The sequence below is a fragment of the Streptomyces sp. NPDC048411 genome, assembly GCF_040704695.1.
Classification (GTDB): domain Bacteria; phylum Actinomycetota; class Actinomycetes; order Streptomycetales; family Streptomycetaceae; genus Streptomyces.
This window is the reverse complement of record NZ_JBEZKL010000016.1, coordinates 13,069-25,588: the sequence shown is the minus strand read 5'-3', so window position 1 is coordinate 25,588 and position 12,520 is coordinate 13,069. Positions and strand designations below refer to the sequence as shown.

The following is a 12,520-nucleotide window of genomic DNA, read 5'->3' as shown; positions in this document are numbered from 1 at the left end:
CATGACCAAATCCGCCGAGACCACCGAAGACGAGGGCGAAGGCAAGCGAGCCAAGTCCCGCAAGCGGGTGAACTACGGAGCGGGCCGCGAAGCCCTGCTCAGCGCCGCCGTGCGGGTGGTGGCCCGCGGTGGTCTGCGCAAACTCACTTACCGCGCGGTCGCGGAGGAGGCCGGGGTCACCCACGGCCTGGTCGTCCACCACTTCGGCTCGCGTGACGCCCTCATCGAGGAGGCGCTGACCCACGCCGTGCGCACCAGCCTGAGCACCAGCGCGCTGGAGCCCGGCACCGGCAAGGTGACGGACTTCTCGACCGGGCTGTCGGAGATGGTCACCGCTGATCCGGACATCCAGGTGTTCCAGTACGAGCTGCTCCTCGAATCCCGCCGCAGGCCCGAGCTGCTGCCCCCGCTGCGTGCGCTGTACGACGAGTACTTCGAGGCCACCCAGCGCGAGCTCACCCGCATACTGCCGGGCGGTGCGAACCCGGCGCTGATGCGGTTGGTCTTCGCCGCTCTGGACGGCCTTGTCCTGCACCAGCTCGTGTTCGACGAGCCGGCGGTCACCGACGCCGCCGTGGAGGAGCTGAGGGTTCTCCTGCGGCTGCTCGACGCCGACGGGGGTACCGAGGGGGATCTCTGACCCTTACCGACACCTCGCGAGGCCCTGGACGCTCGGCGTCCAGGGCCTCGTTTGATTCCGCACCGGAGCCGTCGCCGTACGCGAGGAGGCGCGCACCGCAAGTGAGGAGCGGTGCGTTTCAGGTGCTCGCTCGCCTCGCTTCGCCGATGCCGCGTCGATTTCGGCGCGGTGAGGAGCCGGCAGTGCGGCGGGAATCCTTTTCAACCCCTTGCCAAACGGATAGTTCACGCCCAGGATGAGGCAACTCGTTTGGCCTGAAACAAACCACCCCCTCCTCATTCCCGGCAGGTGATCCGAGTGGACAGTCAAACGGTCGCAAGGCAACAGACCGTGCAGGACGCGCCCACCACAGGCAAGCTCAAGCCCAACGCCCTCGGCGTCCTGGGCATCCTCTTCTTCGTCCTCTCCGCGCAGGCCCCGCTGACCGGCATCGCCGGAGCCGCCCCCATCTCGGTCGGCCTCGGCAACGGAGCGGGCGTACCTGCCGCGTACGTCGTCGCCGGTCTGATGATCCTGCTGTTCTCGGTCGGCTTCGTCGCCATGGGCCGCCATGTCGTGGACACGGGCGCCTTCTACACGTACATCGGCAAGGGCCTGGGCCGGACCACCGGATCCGGCAGCGCGGGCGTGGCCCTGTTCGCCTACTGCACCATCCAGGCCGCCATGTACGGGCTGTACGGGGAGCTGGTGAGCGGTCTGGTCTCGCACTACGCGGGCCTGGACACGCCGTGGTGGGTCTGGGCGTTCGCCACGATGGTGGTCGTCCAGGCGCTCGGCGCCGCCGGCATCGAGATGGGCGCCAAGATCCTCGCGGTCTTCGTCCTGGCGGAGTTCAGCATCCTGTTCGTCTTCGCGCTGGTCACCCTGTTCAAGGGCGGCGGGCCCGAAGGGCTCGGCTTCACCCAGAGCTTCTCGCCGGCAGCTGCCCTGCAGGGGGCTCCCGGAGTGGCCATGATGTTCGCCGTGGCATCGATGTTCGGCTTCGAGGCCACTGCGATCTACGGCGAGGAGGCCCGCGAACCGCGCAAGACCGTCCCCCGGGCCACCTACCTGTCGGTCGCCGTCGTCACCGGCTTCTTCGCCTTCACCTCCTGGATGCTCATCTCCTCCTACGGCGCTTCGCACGCCACCGCAGCCGCCGGAAAGGCACTGGAGAGCGGCGACGCCACGGCGTTCGTCTTCAATCCCGTCGCCGACCAGTTCGGCGGATGGGCTTACCACGTACTGCCGATCCTGCTCGCGACCTCGCTCTTCGCGGGCATCCTCGCCTTCCACAACTCGGCCAACCGCTACCTGTTCTCGCTCAGCCGTGAGGGGCTGCTGCCCCGCACGCTGTGTGCGCTCAACCAGCGCCGTTCCCCCTGGGCGGCCGGCAGCGTGCAGACCGCGATCGCGCTGGTGCTGGTCGCCCCGTTCGCGCTGCTGGGCAAGGACCCCGTGCTGACGCTCTTCTCCTGGTTCAGCGGAGTGGCCGTCCTCGGGATGATGCTCCTGTATTTCCTGACCTCGGTTTCGGTGATCGTCTTCTTCCGACGCGAGCGCCTCGACACCCGCCCCTGGAACACCCTGATCGCCCCGGCCCTCGGCGCGCTCGGCCTCGCGGGCGCCATCTGGCTGATCCTCGCCAACTTCACGACGCTCATCGGCGGTGACCCCGGCACGGCCACCTGGCTCGCGCTCAGCGTCCCGGTGGTCCTGGTCCTGGGCGCCGTGGCGGCACGGGTGGTGCGCGGCAAGGCGGCTGCGACCGCCTGATCTTCCCTCTCCCTGCGGCGCGCTCCCGGCGAACGGCCCCGGGCGCGCCGCGGGGGTGTCACCCCTGAACGGCCGACGTCCCCTCCCACCACACCGGAAGGTGCTGATCGACGAGGTCACAGCGCTGGTGCCGCCCGGTCCCGCATGACGCGCTTCAGTACGCCCACATCAGTCGGCGGAGTGGGCCACCTGGTCCAGGAAGCCGTCGACGAGGCGGCCGGCATTGGCGCGAGCGACGGCTTCCATGGCGCGGCTGCGTACGAGCAGTTCGTCCGGGTCGATTCCGTGCCGTACGCACTGCTCCGCGCCGCCGAGGTCGACCCACCCTCGCACCATCGCCGTGGTGACCTCGGGGTGGAACTGCACGCCCAGCGCTCGCCCCGCCCGGAAAGCCTGCGTGCACACGGTGTTGCGGGCCAGCGCGACGGCGCCGGGCGGCAGGACGCAGCGGTCGTAGTGCCACTGGAACCACGGCCCCGGCGGCACCAGATCGGGAACCTCGGTCTCGATCTCCGTCCATCCGATCTCGGGCCGCGGGGAGGCTTCCACCGAGCCACTGAGGGCGGTGGCGAGCGCCTGGGCACCGAAGCAGACGCCGAGGACCGGGATACCGAGGTGGTGGGCCTTGCGCAGCAGCGCGAGCTCGCCGCCGATCCAGCTGCCGATGGCCACGTCGTCGTAGACCGACCAGGGGGCACCGAGCGACACGATCAGGTCCCAGCCATCGGCGTCGGGGAAGTCGAACTCCACATTCGGCGCGTGATGGCGGGACTCGGGCACGATCGTCACAGTGGTGAGTTCGTATCCGTGCTCGACGAGGCGGTCCCCGACCCGCCCGGGCTCCGTCACGTGGTCGTGCTTGATGACGAGTGCTCGCACGATGGGTGCTCCCTTCCTCTGTCCATGGACCCGCCGGATCAACCCGGCCAGGCCAATCGTATGGATCCAAATGATACGTGGAACCCGCCTCCCGGGAACCCTTGTGAGGGGCCGCCCGCCGTCATATCGTTTGAGCCCAAATGTATTGGCTGACCTGGAGGCCACCCATGCTGGATGTCACCCATGAGGAGTGGCTGCGCCGAGCCGAGGAGCTGGACCTGTCCGGGGTTCACCACATCGACGGCGCCGACGAACCCGGTGGCGGTGGGAGCTACACCGTCGTATCTCCACGCAACGGCCAGGTGCTGACCCAGATCGCCGACGGAGGCCACGCGGAGGTGGACGCGGCCGTGGCCGCCGCCCGCCGGGCCTTCGACTCCGGCCCCTGGCCGCACCTGGCGCCCGCCGACCGCGGCCGGGCGCTGCTGCGGATCGCCGATCTGCTGGAGGAGCAGCGTGACCAGCTCGCGCTCACCATCAGTCTGGAAATGGGCAAGCCCATCACGGACGCGTATGCCATCGAGCTGCGCGCCGCGATCAATACCTTCCGCTGGTACGGACAGTTGGCCGACAAGGTGACCGACGAGTCCCCCCACACCGCCCCGAACGCGCTCGCGCTCGTCACCCGGGAGCCTGCGGGCGTCGTCGGCGCGGTGGTGCCGTGGAACTTCCCCCTGACACTCGCCTCCTGGAAGGTCGCGCCCGCACTCGCGGCCGGTTGCACCGTCGTACTGAAGCCCTCCGAGAACTCCCCGCTGTCCGCCCTGCTGTTGGGCCGCCTCGCAACCGAGGCCGGGCTGCCGCCGGGCGTCCTGAACGTCGTCACCGGCGACGGCCCCACCGCCGGGCGGGCGATCGGCCTGCACCCCGACGTGGACGTACTGGCCTTCACCGGGTCGACCGCCGTGGGACGGCACTTCCTGCGCTACGCCGCCGACTCCAATCTCAAGCGTGTCTGGCTGGAGTTGGGCGGCAAGTCACCCAACATCATCCTCCCGGACGCCCCCGACCTGGAGAAGGCCGCGGCCGCCGCCGCCTGGGGCATCTTCTTCAACCAGGGCGAGATGTGCACGGCACCCTCACGACTGCTCGTCCACTCCTCCATCGCCGAGCGCGTCACCGAGGCCATCGTGGAGCACGCACGGAAACTGCGAGTCGGTGACCCCCTCGACCCCGCCACCGAGATGGGCGCGCTGGTCGGCGAGGGACACCTGGAGCGCGTACTGGACCACATCGGGACCGGCCTCCACGAGGGCGCCCGGCTGCGGACCGGCGGTGACCGCACACGGGCCGAGTCCGGGGGCAGCTTCCTGCGGCCCACCGTCTTCGACCGGGTGGACCCGCGCATGCGGTTGGCCCGGGAGGAGATCTTCGGCCCGGTGCTTTCCGTCCTCACCTTCGAGGACCTCGACGAGGCCGTCGCGCTCGCCAACGCCACCGAGTACGGTCTCGCGGCCGGGCTGTGGACGTCCGACCTGTCCACCGCGCACCAGGTCTCCCGCGCCCTGAAGGCCGGGACGGTCTGGGTCAACTGCTACGAGGAGGGCGACCTGACCGTGCCCTTCGGCGGGATGAAGCAGTCCGGCAACGGCCGCGACAAGTCCGCGCACGCTCTGGAGAAGTACACCGACCTCAAGACCACCTGGATCCAGCTGTGAGACCGCTCATCGCCATTCCGGCCCGTTTCTCCGCGTCCACCTCCGCCCTGCGGTACGCCGCCGAGGTCAACGCCCGGGCGCTGGTCGACGCGGTGTGGCGGGCGGGCGGCGAACCCGCAACCATCCACCCACACGCACCCGGAGGCACCGCCGACCCTGCCGAGGTGGCCGCTCGGCTCACCCGCTTCGACGGCGTCCTGCTCCCCGGCGGCGGCGACCTCGCCCCGCACCGCTACAGCGACGGCAAGGCCCACGACAGCGTCTACGACGTGGACGACGAACAGGACGGCTTCGACCTGGAAGTCGCCCGCCAGGCCCTGGACGCGGGCCTGCCGACGCTCGCGGTCTGCCGCGGCCTGCAGGTCGTCAACGTCGCCCTGGGCGGCACCCTGGAGCAGGACATGGGCGGCCCGCAGCGCGAGCACCGCCACGTCGTGCACCCGGTGGCGATCCAGCGCGGCTCGCTCCTGGCGCAGGCCACCGGGGCCGAGAAGGTGGAGGCCTCTTGCTACCACCACCAGCGGGTGGACCGTACCGGTGTCGGCCTCACGGTCGCCGCCCGCGCCGTCGACGGGACCGTGGAAGCCCTCGAACTCCCGGGCCTGCACGGCTGGTTCGCCGCCGTGCAGTGGCACCCCGAGGACACCGCTCACGAGGACCCGGCCCAGCAAGGGCTCTTCGACGCCCTCGTCAGCGCCGCCCGCGGCCGCCGCTGACATCGCGCCACCCGTCCCGGCCGCGGCAGGCGTGTCCGTCGCCGGCGCCCGACGGCTGGCCGCCGAGGCGGTCACGGGCCCCACCATGAGGCCGTCCCGCGGCCCCGGCTTCAGACTTGGTTCACGAGCCTTGGTTCACGCCTTGGGGCGGCGTCCGCTGCGGCGCGGCGCGGGTTCGGTGCCGTCCAGCAGGGCGAGGCGACGCTCCTCGCCCTGCTCCTCCACCTGGAGCACGACCCGGCGCAGCCCCTCCGCGACACTGCGGCACTCCTCGTCGCTGAGCCGCCCGGTGACAAATGCCTCCTCCTCGTTGAACTGGGGAAACACGCGTTGCATGAGCTCCTCGCCCTCGTCCGTGAGGCTGAGCAGCACCAGCCTCCCGTCGGTGGGATGACCGGACCGCCGCACCAGCCCCCGCGCCTCCAGAGTGCGCGAAACCCCGGTGAGGGTCCCCTTGGAGATGCCCGCTTCCTCCGCCACGTGTCGTGTCTCGGACTCGCCCCAGATCCACACCACCCACAGCACGACGAACGCCGTCCAGGTCAGCTCGGACCCGCGCAGCACCGAGTTCTCCAGGTGCTGCCGGACCGCGGAGGCCGCGCGGTAGATATTGGCCACCACGGCCATCTGCTCGTGCCGGACCGGGATGCCCCCCAGCTTCGCGCCTGCCAGCTTCTCGGCTTCGGTGATGGATCGTTGGCCGGGCACGGGCACACTCCTTCGACGCCATCGCGGCGCCTTGGATCGACTTATCGTTCGGGATCAAATTGTACGGAGTTCCGGGCGACAGGGCATTTCCTGATGATGTGCCTCGAAACCAGTGGTGGACTCCACTGCTTTGGCCGCATTACGGGAACGCGCTGCTTCATCAGCTCGCCCTCCGCCGTGCGGCAGGCGTCGACCCGCTGGACGCCGTGCGCGAGGCCGTTCCACTCCACGAACCGCCGGGCGAACTCCAGGGCCGCCGCGGTCGGTTCATGCGGCTAGCCGGTGCGGTGACGATCTACCGCAATGGCAGCAGGATCGGCCGCGAGGCTCTCGCCCCCGAACCGTCCCCGTCCTAGGGCCTGTTCTGAGTTCCCCGTCGTCCGCGCGCAGCGCGGGCGCAGCGGTGGTCGGTGCGTGCGATCGGCGTGCGGTGTCGCAGGTCATGTGGCGGAGCCACCTGTCCTGCGGCGCCGTGCGGCGAGCGTGCGTGCCGGGCGTCGGGACGCAGGCGGGGAACTCAGAACAGGCCCTGAGCGTCCGCCTCCGGCCGGGCAGGTGGCACGGACCGCCCAAGGCGCCGGGTACCGTGGGACCGACCGATCTCGTGGACCTCCTTGCGGGCTGCGTGACCCCGTAGGAACAGATGAGGAACCGATGACGACGAACCGCGGACGCAAAGACGTCATCCGCGACCGGATGGCTGCCACCGGCGAGTCGTACAACGTCGCCGCCCGCAATCTGAAGGCGATGAAGGACATGGGCGCCACCCGTGACGCCGTCCTCACGCAGCGCTGGCGCCCGGCGGACTCGCTCGACGTTCCGTGCCCCTGCGGCGGGACCTGCGAGCCCGGCGAGACCTGCGACCACTGCCATGCCCGGCACCGGCATGTGGCGCGCTACCCCGGCAGCGTCACGGAGGTGGAGGCCTGGGCCGACCGGTACGACTGCATGGGGTGCTCGTCCTCGTACACGCTGACCGTCGTCCTGCACGGCCGCCCCTGGGGTGTCGCCGAGACGGTGGTCCAGGGCGGGGCGGCCGAGCCGGTGGTCAGGGCGCGGGTGTTTCCCGGCGTCGCCCACCCGCTGCTGCGCCCCGAGAGCCCCGAGGACGACTGACCGGCTGTGGGAGCAGGCGTACCCCGCCCTTGGCGAGGACCGGAGCGGTGGGTAGCGGGAGCGGTCAGCTGGTGAGCTGACGGGGTACGCGGCCGGAGGCGCGGAGCTCCTGCAGCTCGGGAATGTGGTTGTAGAGGGTGCCCGGGCTCACCCCGAGGAGCTTGGCGATCGAGGTGATCGAGTGCTCGGGGTTGGGCAGCATGTCGCGGGCCGCCCGGGATGATGTCGGGGTTCACGACGGTGGGTCGGCCGCCGACCTTGCCACGGGCGCGGGCGGCGGCAAGGCCTTCGTGAGTGCCGGCGACGATGAGTTCGCGGATGAACTCGGCCAGCGCGGCGAAGACATGGAGGACGAGCCGGCCGGCCGCTGGAGTCAGCTGCCGCACGCGCAGTCGGCGGCCTTCGCCTCGGCCGGGGTCTGGGCGGGGTCGAGTGCCTGTTCGTCGGGGGTGTCGCAGGCGGTGGTGCCGCAGCAGGCGTCGGGAGCGGTGGCGGTGGTCTTGTCGACGGTGTCGGCGTCGGCCTTGACGACGTAGACCTCCCAGGGCTCCTTGCCAGGGCCGTGGACCCACACCTTGTCCTGGAGTGCGTAGCAGCAGGAGGTGTCGTTTTCCTCGAAGGTGGCGAGTCCCGCCGCCTTCAGGCGGCCGGTGGCGGCAGCGACCTCGTCGGTGGTGGTGACCTCGACGCCGAGGTGGTCCAGGCGGGTGTCCTCGCCGCTCTCGCCCTCGATGAGGACGAGCTTGAGCGGGGGCTCGGTGATGGTGAAGTTCGCGTAGCCCGGGCGGCGCTTGGCCGGCTCGGTGCCGAAGAGCTTGGAGTAGAAGGCGATGGAGCCTTCGAGGTCGGCGACGCGAAGCGCGAGCTGAACACGGGACATGGCTGTCTCCCCGATCCGGATCATTTGTATCGACGGACGTCGATACAGCCGAGGTTGCCACCGCGATTAGATGACTGTCAACATAGACCTATGTCGAATCTCGAACTGCCGGTGCTCGGGCAGGACAACCAGGTGGCGTGCTGCACGCCGATGGTCCGCGAGCCGCTGGGGGAGGACGCCGCCCTCGACCTGGCGAAGATGTTCAAGGCGCTGTCGGACCCAGTCCGGCTGCGGCTGCTGTCGCTGATTGCCTCGCATGAGGGCGGCGAGGCATGTGTCTGCGACCTGACCGGCCCGTTCGACGTGTCCCAGCCGACGATCTCCCACCACCTGAAGGTGCTGCGCGAGGCCGGCCTGGTCGGCTCCGAGCGGCGCGGGACCTGGGTCTACTACTGGGTCCTGCCCGCCGCCCTGGCCCGGTTGTCCTCCCTCCTGCAGACCCCGGCCGGCACCGCGGCGGTGAGGGCGGGATGACAGCGATACCCCTGGCCCGCCGCGCGGCCGCCGAGCTGGTCGGCAGCGCCGCCCTGGTGGCGATCGTGGTCGGCTCCGGCATCCAGGCCACCGAGCTGTCCCACGACGTCGGCGTACAGCTGCTGGCCAACTCCCTGGCCACGGTCTTCGGGCTGGGCGTGCTGATCGCCCTGCTCGGCCCCGTCTCCGGCGCCCACTTCAACCCGGCCGTCACCCTGGCCGCCTGGTGGACCGGCCGCCGGGCAGGCGACGGCCCGAGCCCGCGCGAGGTGGCGGCCTACCTGCCCGCGCAGATCGCCGGTGCGATCGGCGGCGCGGTGCTCGCGGACGCGATGTTCGCCAAGCCCCTCGTGCATTGGTCCGGCCATGACCGCTCCGCCCCGCACTTGTGGCTGGGCGAGGTGGTCGCCACCGCCGGCCTGATCCTGCTGATCTTCGGCCTGGCCCGTGCCCAGCGAGCCCACTTCACGCCGGCCGCCGTCGCCTCCTACATCGGCGCGGCGTACTGGTTCACCTCCTCCACCAGCTTCGCCAACCCAGCTGTGACGATCGGCCGGGCGTTCACCGACACCTTCGCAGGAATCGCCCCCGCATCGGTCCCGGCGTTCGTCGCCGCCCAGCTGGTCGGTCTGGCCGTCGGCGTTGCCTTGGTGGCCGTCCTGTTCGGTCGGCCCGACGCGGCGGCCGCCGATGACGTGGTTGTCCCGCACGGCAAGCACGAGCACCACCCCGCCGCCTCCGGCCGCTGACCCCGGCCGCGCGCCGCGAACACACCGTTCCTGAGCAGCGAGCAGGAGTGAGTCCTGCGCACTGAACCGTCCTTGTGCGCCACTCACCGGCAAGCAGTTACCGACCCCCGCACCACGCAAGAGAGAAGAACCCACCCGTGAGCACCCCGGCAGTTCCGTCCGTGCTGTTCGTCTGCGTCCACAACGCCGGTCGCTCCCAGATGGCCGCCGCCTTCCTCACCCGCCTCGGTGGGGAGAAGGTCCAGGTCCGCTCGGCCGGCTCCGTCCCGGCCGACACCGTGAACCCGGCCGCGGTCGAGGCGATGAGCGAGGTCGGCATCGACATCTCCGCCGAGACCCCGAAGGTGCTGACCGTCGAGGCCGTCCAGGCCTCCGACGTGGTGATCACCATGGGCTGCGGAGACGCCTGCCCCTACTTCCCCGGCAAGCGGTACCTGGACTGGAAGCTGGACGACCCGGCCGGCCAGGGCGTCGAGGCCGTGCGCCCGATCCGCGAAGAGATCGAGGCGCGCATCCGCGGCCTGCTCGCCGAGCTCGGCATCCAGGCCGCCACGTGAGCGCGGCCACGGTGAGCATTGCCGCGATGCTGCCCCAGCACGCCGACAGGTGTTGGCGATCTACCGGCTGGGCATCGACGGCGGCGACGCCACCTTCGAGACCACCGCGCCGACCTTCGCTGGCACCTTATTCGCCGTTCGTATGGAGTTCGCCTGTTTCGTTGTGGCACAGTCGGCGTGACCAGGATCGGATCCGGCCGGCGTGAGGTGGCCTGTAACGCTGAAGGTGCCGTCGCGGCTCGATCGAGGCGTTGCGTCGGCCGGTGGGCCCCGAAGGGCGGCACACAACCCTGCGAAACAACGAAACGAGGACGGTATGCCACCGGCAGCGACGCAGGCCGCGATTCGTGCACAGTTGCTACGGCACTTCACCGCCACACTCCGGGCAGTACCCGCCGAACTGGCGCTGACGCTGCGACATCCGGACCTTCCCAAGGCGGCGTTTCACCACGGTGTCACTCTGTCCTGGGACCAAAGCGACCCCGACAACGTCCTGGAATTCTTCGACATCAGGTACTGGGTGCTCGGAACCACACCTGATACCTCCGATCGGTACTTCGACCTGGTGATGCGCGCCTGGGATGATCAAGGCTGGGCGACGCGAAACGATCGGGATTCGCGCCCGCGCAACGGCTACACACAGACACCCGACGGGTACGGACTCGCCATCACACAGAGCCTGAACGGATACCTCAGCATTGCCGGGGCGACACCTCCCTTCGCACCCGACTCGGCCGTAGGAGACCCACTCCCGACCCGGATCGACCGCCCATCCGAACCGCCGAACTGAGCACCGCACTCCACCGGACGGACCCGTCGGTTCCAGCGCCGGCGCCATCCATGCCGCAGGGGTGCTCAGCAGTGATCGGCTACACCACTCGACGCGTCCCCATCCCGTTTCAGGGTTTTGCCGTCGGAGTACGTCTGCGGCGCCTTGAAGGTCAACTGGTCGGCGTCGTCGGGCAGCTGTCCGACGGCGACGGTGCAGCCTGAAGCTGCAGGACAACCAGTTGCGGCGCATGGTGGTGCCATGGACGAGCACCCTCCTGTGGTCGTGCTTCCGCCCTCGCCGGACGGTGGGCGGCAGGTGACGATCCACGGCGAGCGCGTAGGCACCGCCTACAGCCTCTTCGACGTGCTCGAGTTCCTCCACCGCGCCGGCTTGCCCACCGAGGATCGCGCGATCGACGACCCCGAGCTGATCGAGTGGCGCGGCGGCGGACCATACGACTGGAACAACACCGCATAGTGGTCACCACACTGGCGTGGGCCCGACATCTGCCATCGCTGGGGACGTCGGCCACCCGTGTGCCTGTCGGCCTGCCTCCCGAGGAGTCGGACTCCAGATCTGTCCGGTTCCCGGCTCCTCCCTCGAGAACGAAGCAACGGGAGCGTTCGACGGAGCACGACAGCACACAGGCCGGTCACCGCACGACGACTTCGGCCGGCGCGTCCGGATGAGCGCCGACCAGTTCTCCTCACTGGTCGACGACGCCAGGGCCGGGAAGCTGGACGGCATCGCGCTGCCCGGAACCCGCTGCCGATCGCCGGGCGTCCCACCCGCCCAGCGCCTTGGTTGTTGACCTTTTCAAGCCACGATGACGGAGCTGCCGGCTCGGTCGAGGGCGGTGCGCAGTTCGGTCGGGCACGGCTTGTCGGTGATGAGGGAGTCGAAGCCGTTCAGCTCGCATACGCGGTGGGCGGCTGTGCGGCCGAACTTGCTCGAGTCGGCGAGTACGTAACGGTGGGAGGCGTTGGCGAGCATGGCTCGCTTGGTGGCGACTTCGTCGAGGTGGAAGTCGGTGAGCCCGTAGGGGGCGATGCCGCCGGATCCCAGGAAGACGGCGTCCGCGCGCAGGTTGCTGAAGAATTCCACCGCTTGCGCGTTGGAGCAGGCGAGGTCGCCGGCTCGGATCCGGCCGCCGCTGACCAGGACCTCGACTCGGGGGCGTGTGCTGACTTCCGCGGCCACGAGGAGCGAGGGGGTGGCGATGACCCCGGCGTGGTCGGCGGGCAGCGCGCGGGCGACTTCCAAAGCGGTGGTGCCGACGTCGATGACAACGGTCTGGTTAAGCTGGATGAGTGCTGCTGCCGCGCGGCCGATGGTTTCCTTCTCCGAGGCGAGGGCGCCGCTGCGTTCGCTGAAGGGTGCCTCTTCTCCGACCGGCGCCTGAGGGCTGGTGGCGCCGCCGTGAACCCGGGAGAGCTGGCCACGCCGCTCGAGCAGGGCGAGGTCCCTGCGGACCGTTTCGTGGGAGACGCCCAGCAGTGTCGTCAGATCGTCAGTGGTGACGAACGTGAGCCGGGCGATTTCGGCGGCGATTCTGCGATGGCGCTCGGCGGCGAGCACGACCTGCCTCCTTGGGAAGGGTGACCGTTTTTGTGGAT

The 12,520-nt window shown here is 70.1% G+C and carries 15 protein-coding genes and 2 pseudogenes; 11 read left to right on the top strand and 6 right to left on the bottom strand.

The window, feature by feature from the left end; genetic code table 11:
- Position 1 precedes the first annotated feature (1 nt).
- The gene (locus tag AB0915_RS08905; RefSeq protein WP_366690417.1) at positions 2-640 is read left to right on the top strand and encodes a TetR family transcriptional regulator; all 639 of its coding nucleotides are present in this window, start codon (positions 2-4) and stop codon (positions 638-640) included.
- Positions 641-937: 297 nt separating this feature from the next.
- Entirely contained in the window at positions 938-2,395 is a 1,458-nt protein-coding gene (locus AB0915_RS08900) for an APC family permease (protein WP_366690416.1), read from the top strand.
- Between the two features lie 168 nt (positions 2,396-2,563).
- On the opposite strand, the gene AB0915_RS08895 is transcribed toward AB0915_RS08900, so the two are convergent.
- Positions 2,564-3,274, bottom strand: a complete 711-nt coding sequence (locus AB0915_RS08895) for a type 1 glutamine amidotransferase (RefSeq protein ID WP_366690415.1) — start codon at positions 3,272-3,274, stop codon at positions 2,564-2,566.
- Positions 3,275-3,441: 167 nt separating this feature from the next.
- Here AB0915_RS08895 and AB0915_RS08890 point away from each other — a divergent pair, with 167 nt between their 5' ends.
- Complete coding sequence (locus tag AB0915_RS08890; protein ID WP_366690414.1) at positions 3,442-4,932, top strand: aldehyde dehydrogenase; 1,491 nt, start codon at positions 3,442-3,444, stop codon at positions 4,930-4,932.
- A complete protein-coding gene (locus AB0915_RS08885; protein WP_366690413.1) occupies positions 4,929-5,648 on the top strand; it encodes a gamma-glutamyl-gamma-aminobutyrate hydrolase family protein in 720 nt (239 codons plus the stop codon). Before AB0915_RS08890 ends, AB0915_RS08885 begins: the two co-directional genes overlap by 4 nt.
- A gap of 135 nt (positions 5,649-5,783) precedes the next feature.
- Here AB0915_RS08885 and AB0915_RS08880 read toward each other — a convergent pair whose 3' ends face one another.
- On the bottom strand, positions 5,784-6,356 hold the full coding sequence (locus AB0915_RS08880; protein ID WP_366690412.1) for a MarR family transcriptional regulator: 573 nt from the start codon (positions 6,354-6,356) through the stop codon (positions 5,784-5,786).
- Between the two features lie 98 nt (positions 6,357-6,454).
- Here AB0915_RS08880 and AB0915_RS08875 point away from each other — a divergent pair, with 98 nt between their 5' ends.
- Both AB0915_RS08875 and AB0915_RS08870 read left to right on the top strand, forming a co-directional pair.
- Positions 6,455-6,712 carry a hypothetical protein gene (locus AB0915_RS08875; RefSeq protein ID WP_366690411.1) on the top strand — a complete coding sequence of 86 codons (258 nt, stop codon included), beginning with the start codon at positions 6,455-6,457 and terminating at the stop codon, positions 6,710-6,712.
- A gap of 298 nt (positions 6,713-7,010) precedes the next feature.
- The gene (locus tag AB0915_RS08870; RefSeq protein ID WP_366690410.1) at positions 7,011-7,472 is read left to right on the top strand and encodes a hypothetical protein; all 462 of its coding nucleotides are present in this window, start codon (positions 7,011-7,013) and stop codon (positions 7,470-7,472) included.
- 64 nt (positions 7,473-7,536) lie between these two features.
- Here AB0915_RS08870 and AB0915_RS08865 read toward each other — a convergent pair whose 3' ends face one another.
- From AB0915_RS08865 to AB0915_RS08855, 3 genes and pseudogenes are all read right to left on the bottom strand, one after another.
- Positions 7,537-7,674 (bottom strand): HTH domain-containing protein, encoded by a 138-nt coding sequence (locus AB0915_RS08865; protein WP_366690467.1) that lies wholly within the window; start codon positions 7,672-7,674, stop codon positions 7,537-7,539.
- Positions 7,675-7,783: 109 nt separating this feature from the next.
- A pseudogene (locus AB0915_RS08860) lies at positions 7,784-7,858 on the bottom strand (hypothetical protein); the annotation flags it as partial.
- Complete coding sequence (locus tag AB0915_RS08855; protein ID WP_366690409.1) at positions 7,846-8,352, bottom strand: ArsI/CadI family heavy metal resistance metalloenzyme; 507 nt, start codon at positions 8,350-8,352, stop codon at positions 7,846-7,848. The gene AB0915_RS08855 and the pseudogene AB0915_RS08860, both read right to left, overlap by 13 nt.
- Before the next feature lie 90 nt (positions 8,353-8,442).
- On the opposite strand from AB0915_RS08855, the gene AB0915_RS08850 reads away from it, so the two are divergent.
- The 5 genes and pseudogenes from AB0915_RS08850 to AB0915_RS08830 all read left to right on the top strand — a co-directional run bounded on the left by AB0915_RS08850 (position 8,443) and on the right by AB0915_RS08830 (position 11,381).
- Positions 8,443-8,826 (top strand): metalloregulator ArsR/SmtB family transcription factor, encoded by a 384-nt coding sequence (locus AB0915_RS08850; protein ID WP_366690408.1) that lies wholly within the window; start codon positions 8,443-8,445, stop codon positions 8,824-8,826.
- Positions 8,823-9,575, top strand: coding sequence for an MIP/aquaporin family protein (locus AB0915_RS08845; protein ID WP_366690407.1), 753 nt, complete (start codon positions 8,823-8,825; stop codon positions 9,573-9,575). Before AB0915_RS08850 ends, AB0915_RS08845 begins: the two co-directional genes overlap by 4 nt.
- 137 nt (positions 9,576-9,712) lie before the next feature.
- The gene (locus AB0915_RS08840) at positions 9,713-10,132 is read left to right on the top strand and encodes an arsenate reductase ArsC (protein WP_366690406.1); all 420 of its coding nucleotides are present in this window, start codon (positions 9,713-9,715) and stop codon (positions 10,130-10,132) included.
- A gap of 26 nt (positions 10,133-10,158) precedes the next feature.
- Positions 10,159-10,253 (top strand): annotated as a pseudogene (locus AB0915_RS08835) (N-acetyltransferase); the annotation flags it as partial.
- Between the two features lie 909 nt (positions 10,254-11,162).
- A complete protein-coding gene (locus tag AB0915_RS08830) occupies positions 11,163-11,381 on the top strand; it encodes a hypothetical protein (RefSeq protein ID WP_366690405.1) in 219 nt (72 codons plus the stop codon).
- A gap of 339 nt (positions 11,382-11,720) precedes the next feature.
- Here the strand turns inward: AB0915_RS08830 and AB0915_RS08825 are convergent, their stop codons facing one another.
- The gene (locus AB0915_RS08825) at positions 11,721-12,482 is read right to left on the bottom strand and encodes a DeoR/GlpR family DNA-binding transcription regulator (protein ID WP_366690404.1); all 762 of its coding nucleotides are present in this window, start codon (positions 12,480-12,482) and stop codon (positions 11,721-11,723) included.
- Positions 12,483-12,520: the final 38 nt, after the last annotated feature.

Bases quoted from the DNA above. Each gene is read 5' to 3' on its own strand.
- AB0915_RS08865 (WP_366690467.1), bottom strand. From the start codon at position 7,674: ATGCTGCCCAACCCCGAGCACTCGATCACCTCGATCGCCAAGCTCCTC.
- AB0915_RS08890 (WP_366690414.1), top strand. From the start codon at position 3,442: ATGCTGGATGTCACCCATGAGGAGTGGCTGCGCCGAGCCGAGGAGCTG.
- AB0915_RS08855 (WP_366690409.1), bottom strand. From the start codon at position 8,352: ATGTCCCGTGTTCAGCTCGCGCTTCGCGTCGCCGACCTCGAAGGCTCC.
- AB0915_RS08845 (WP_366690407.1), top strand. From the start codon at position 8,823: ATGACAGCGATACCCCTGGCCCGCCGCGCGGCCGCCGAGCTGGTCGGC.
- AB0915_RS08830 (WP_366690405.1), top strand. From the start codon at position 11,163: ATGGACGAGCACCCTCCTGTGGTCGTGCTTCCGCCCTCGCCGGACGGT.
- AB0915_RS08870 (WP_366690410.1), top strand. From the start codon at position 7,011: ATGACGACGAACCGCGGACGCAAAGACGTCATCCGCGACCGGATGGCT.
- AB0915_RS08905 (WP_366690417.1), top strand. From the start codon at position 2: ATGACCAAATCCGCCGAGACCACCGAAGACGAGGGCGAAGGCAAGCGA.
- AB0915_RS08850 (WP_366690408.1), top strand. From the start codon at position 8,443: ATGTCGAATCTCGAACTGCCGGTGCTCGGGCAGGACAACCAGGTGGCG.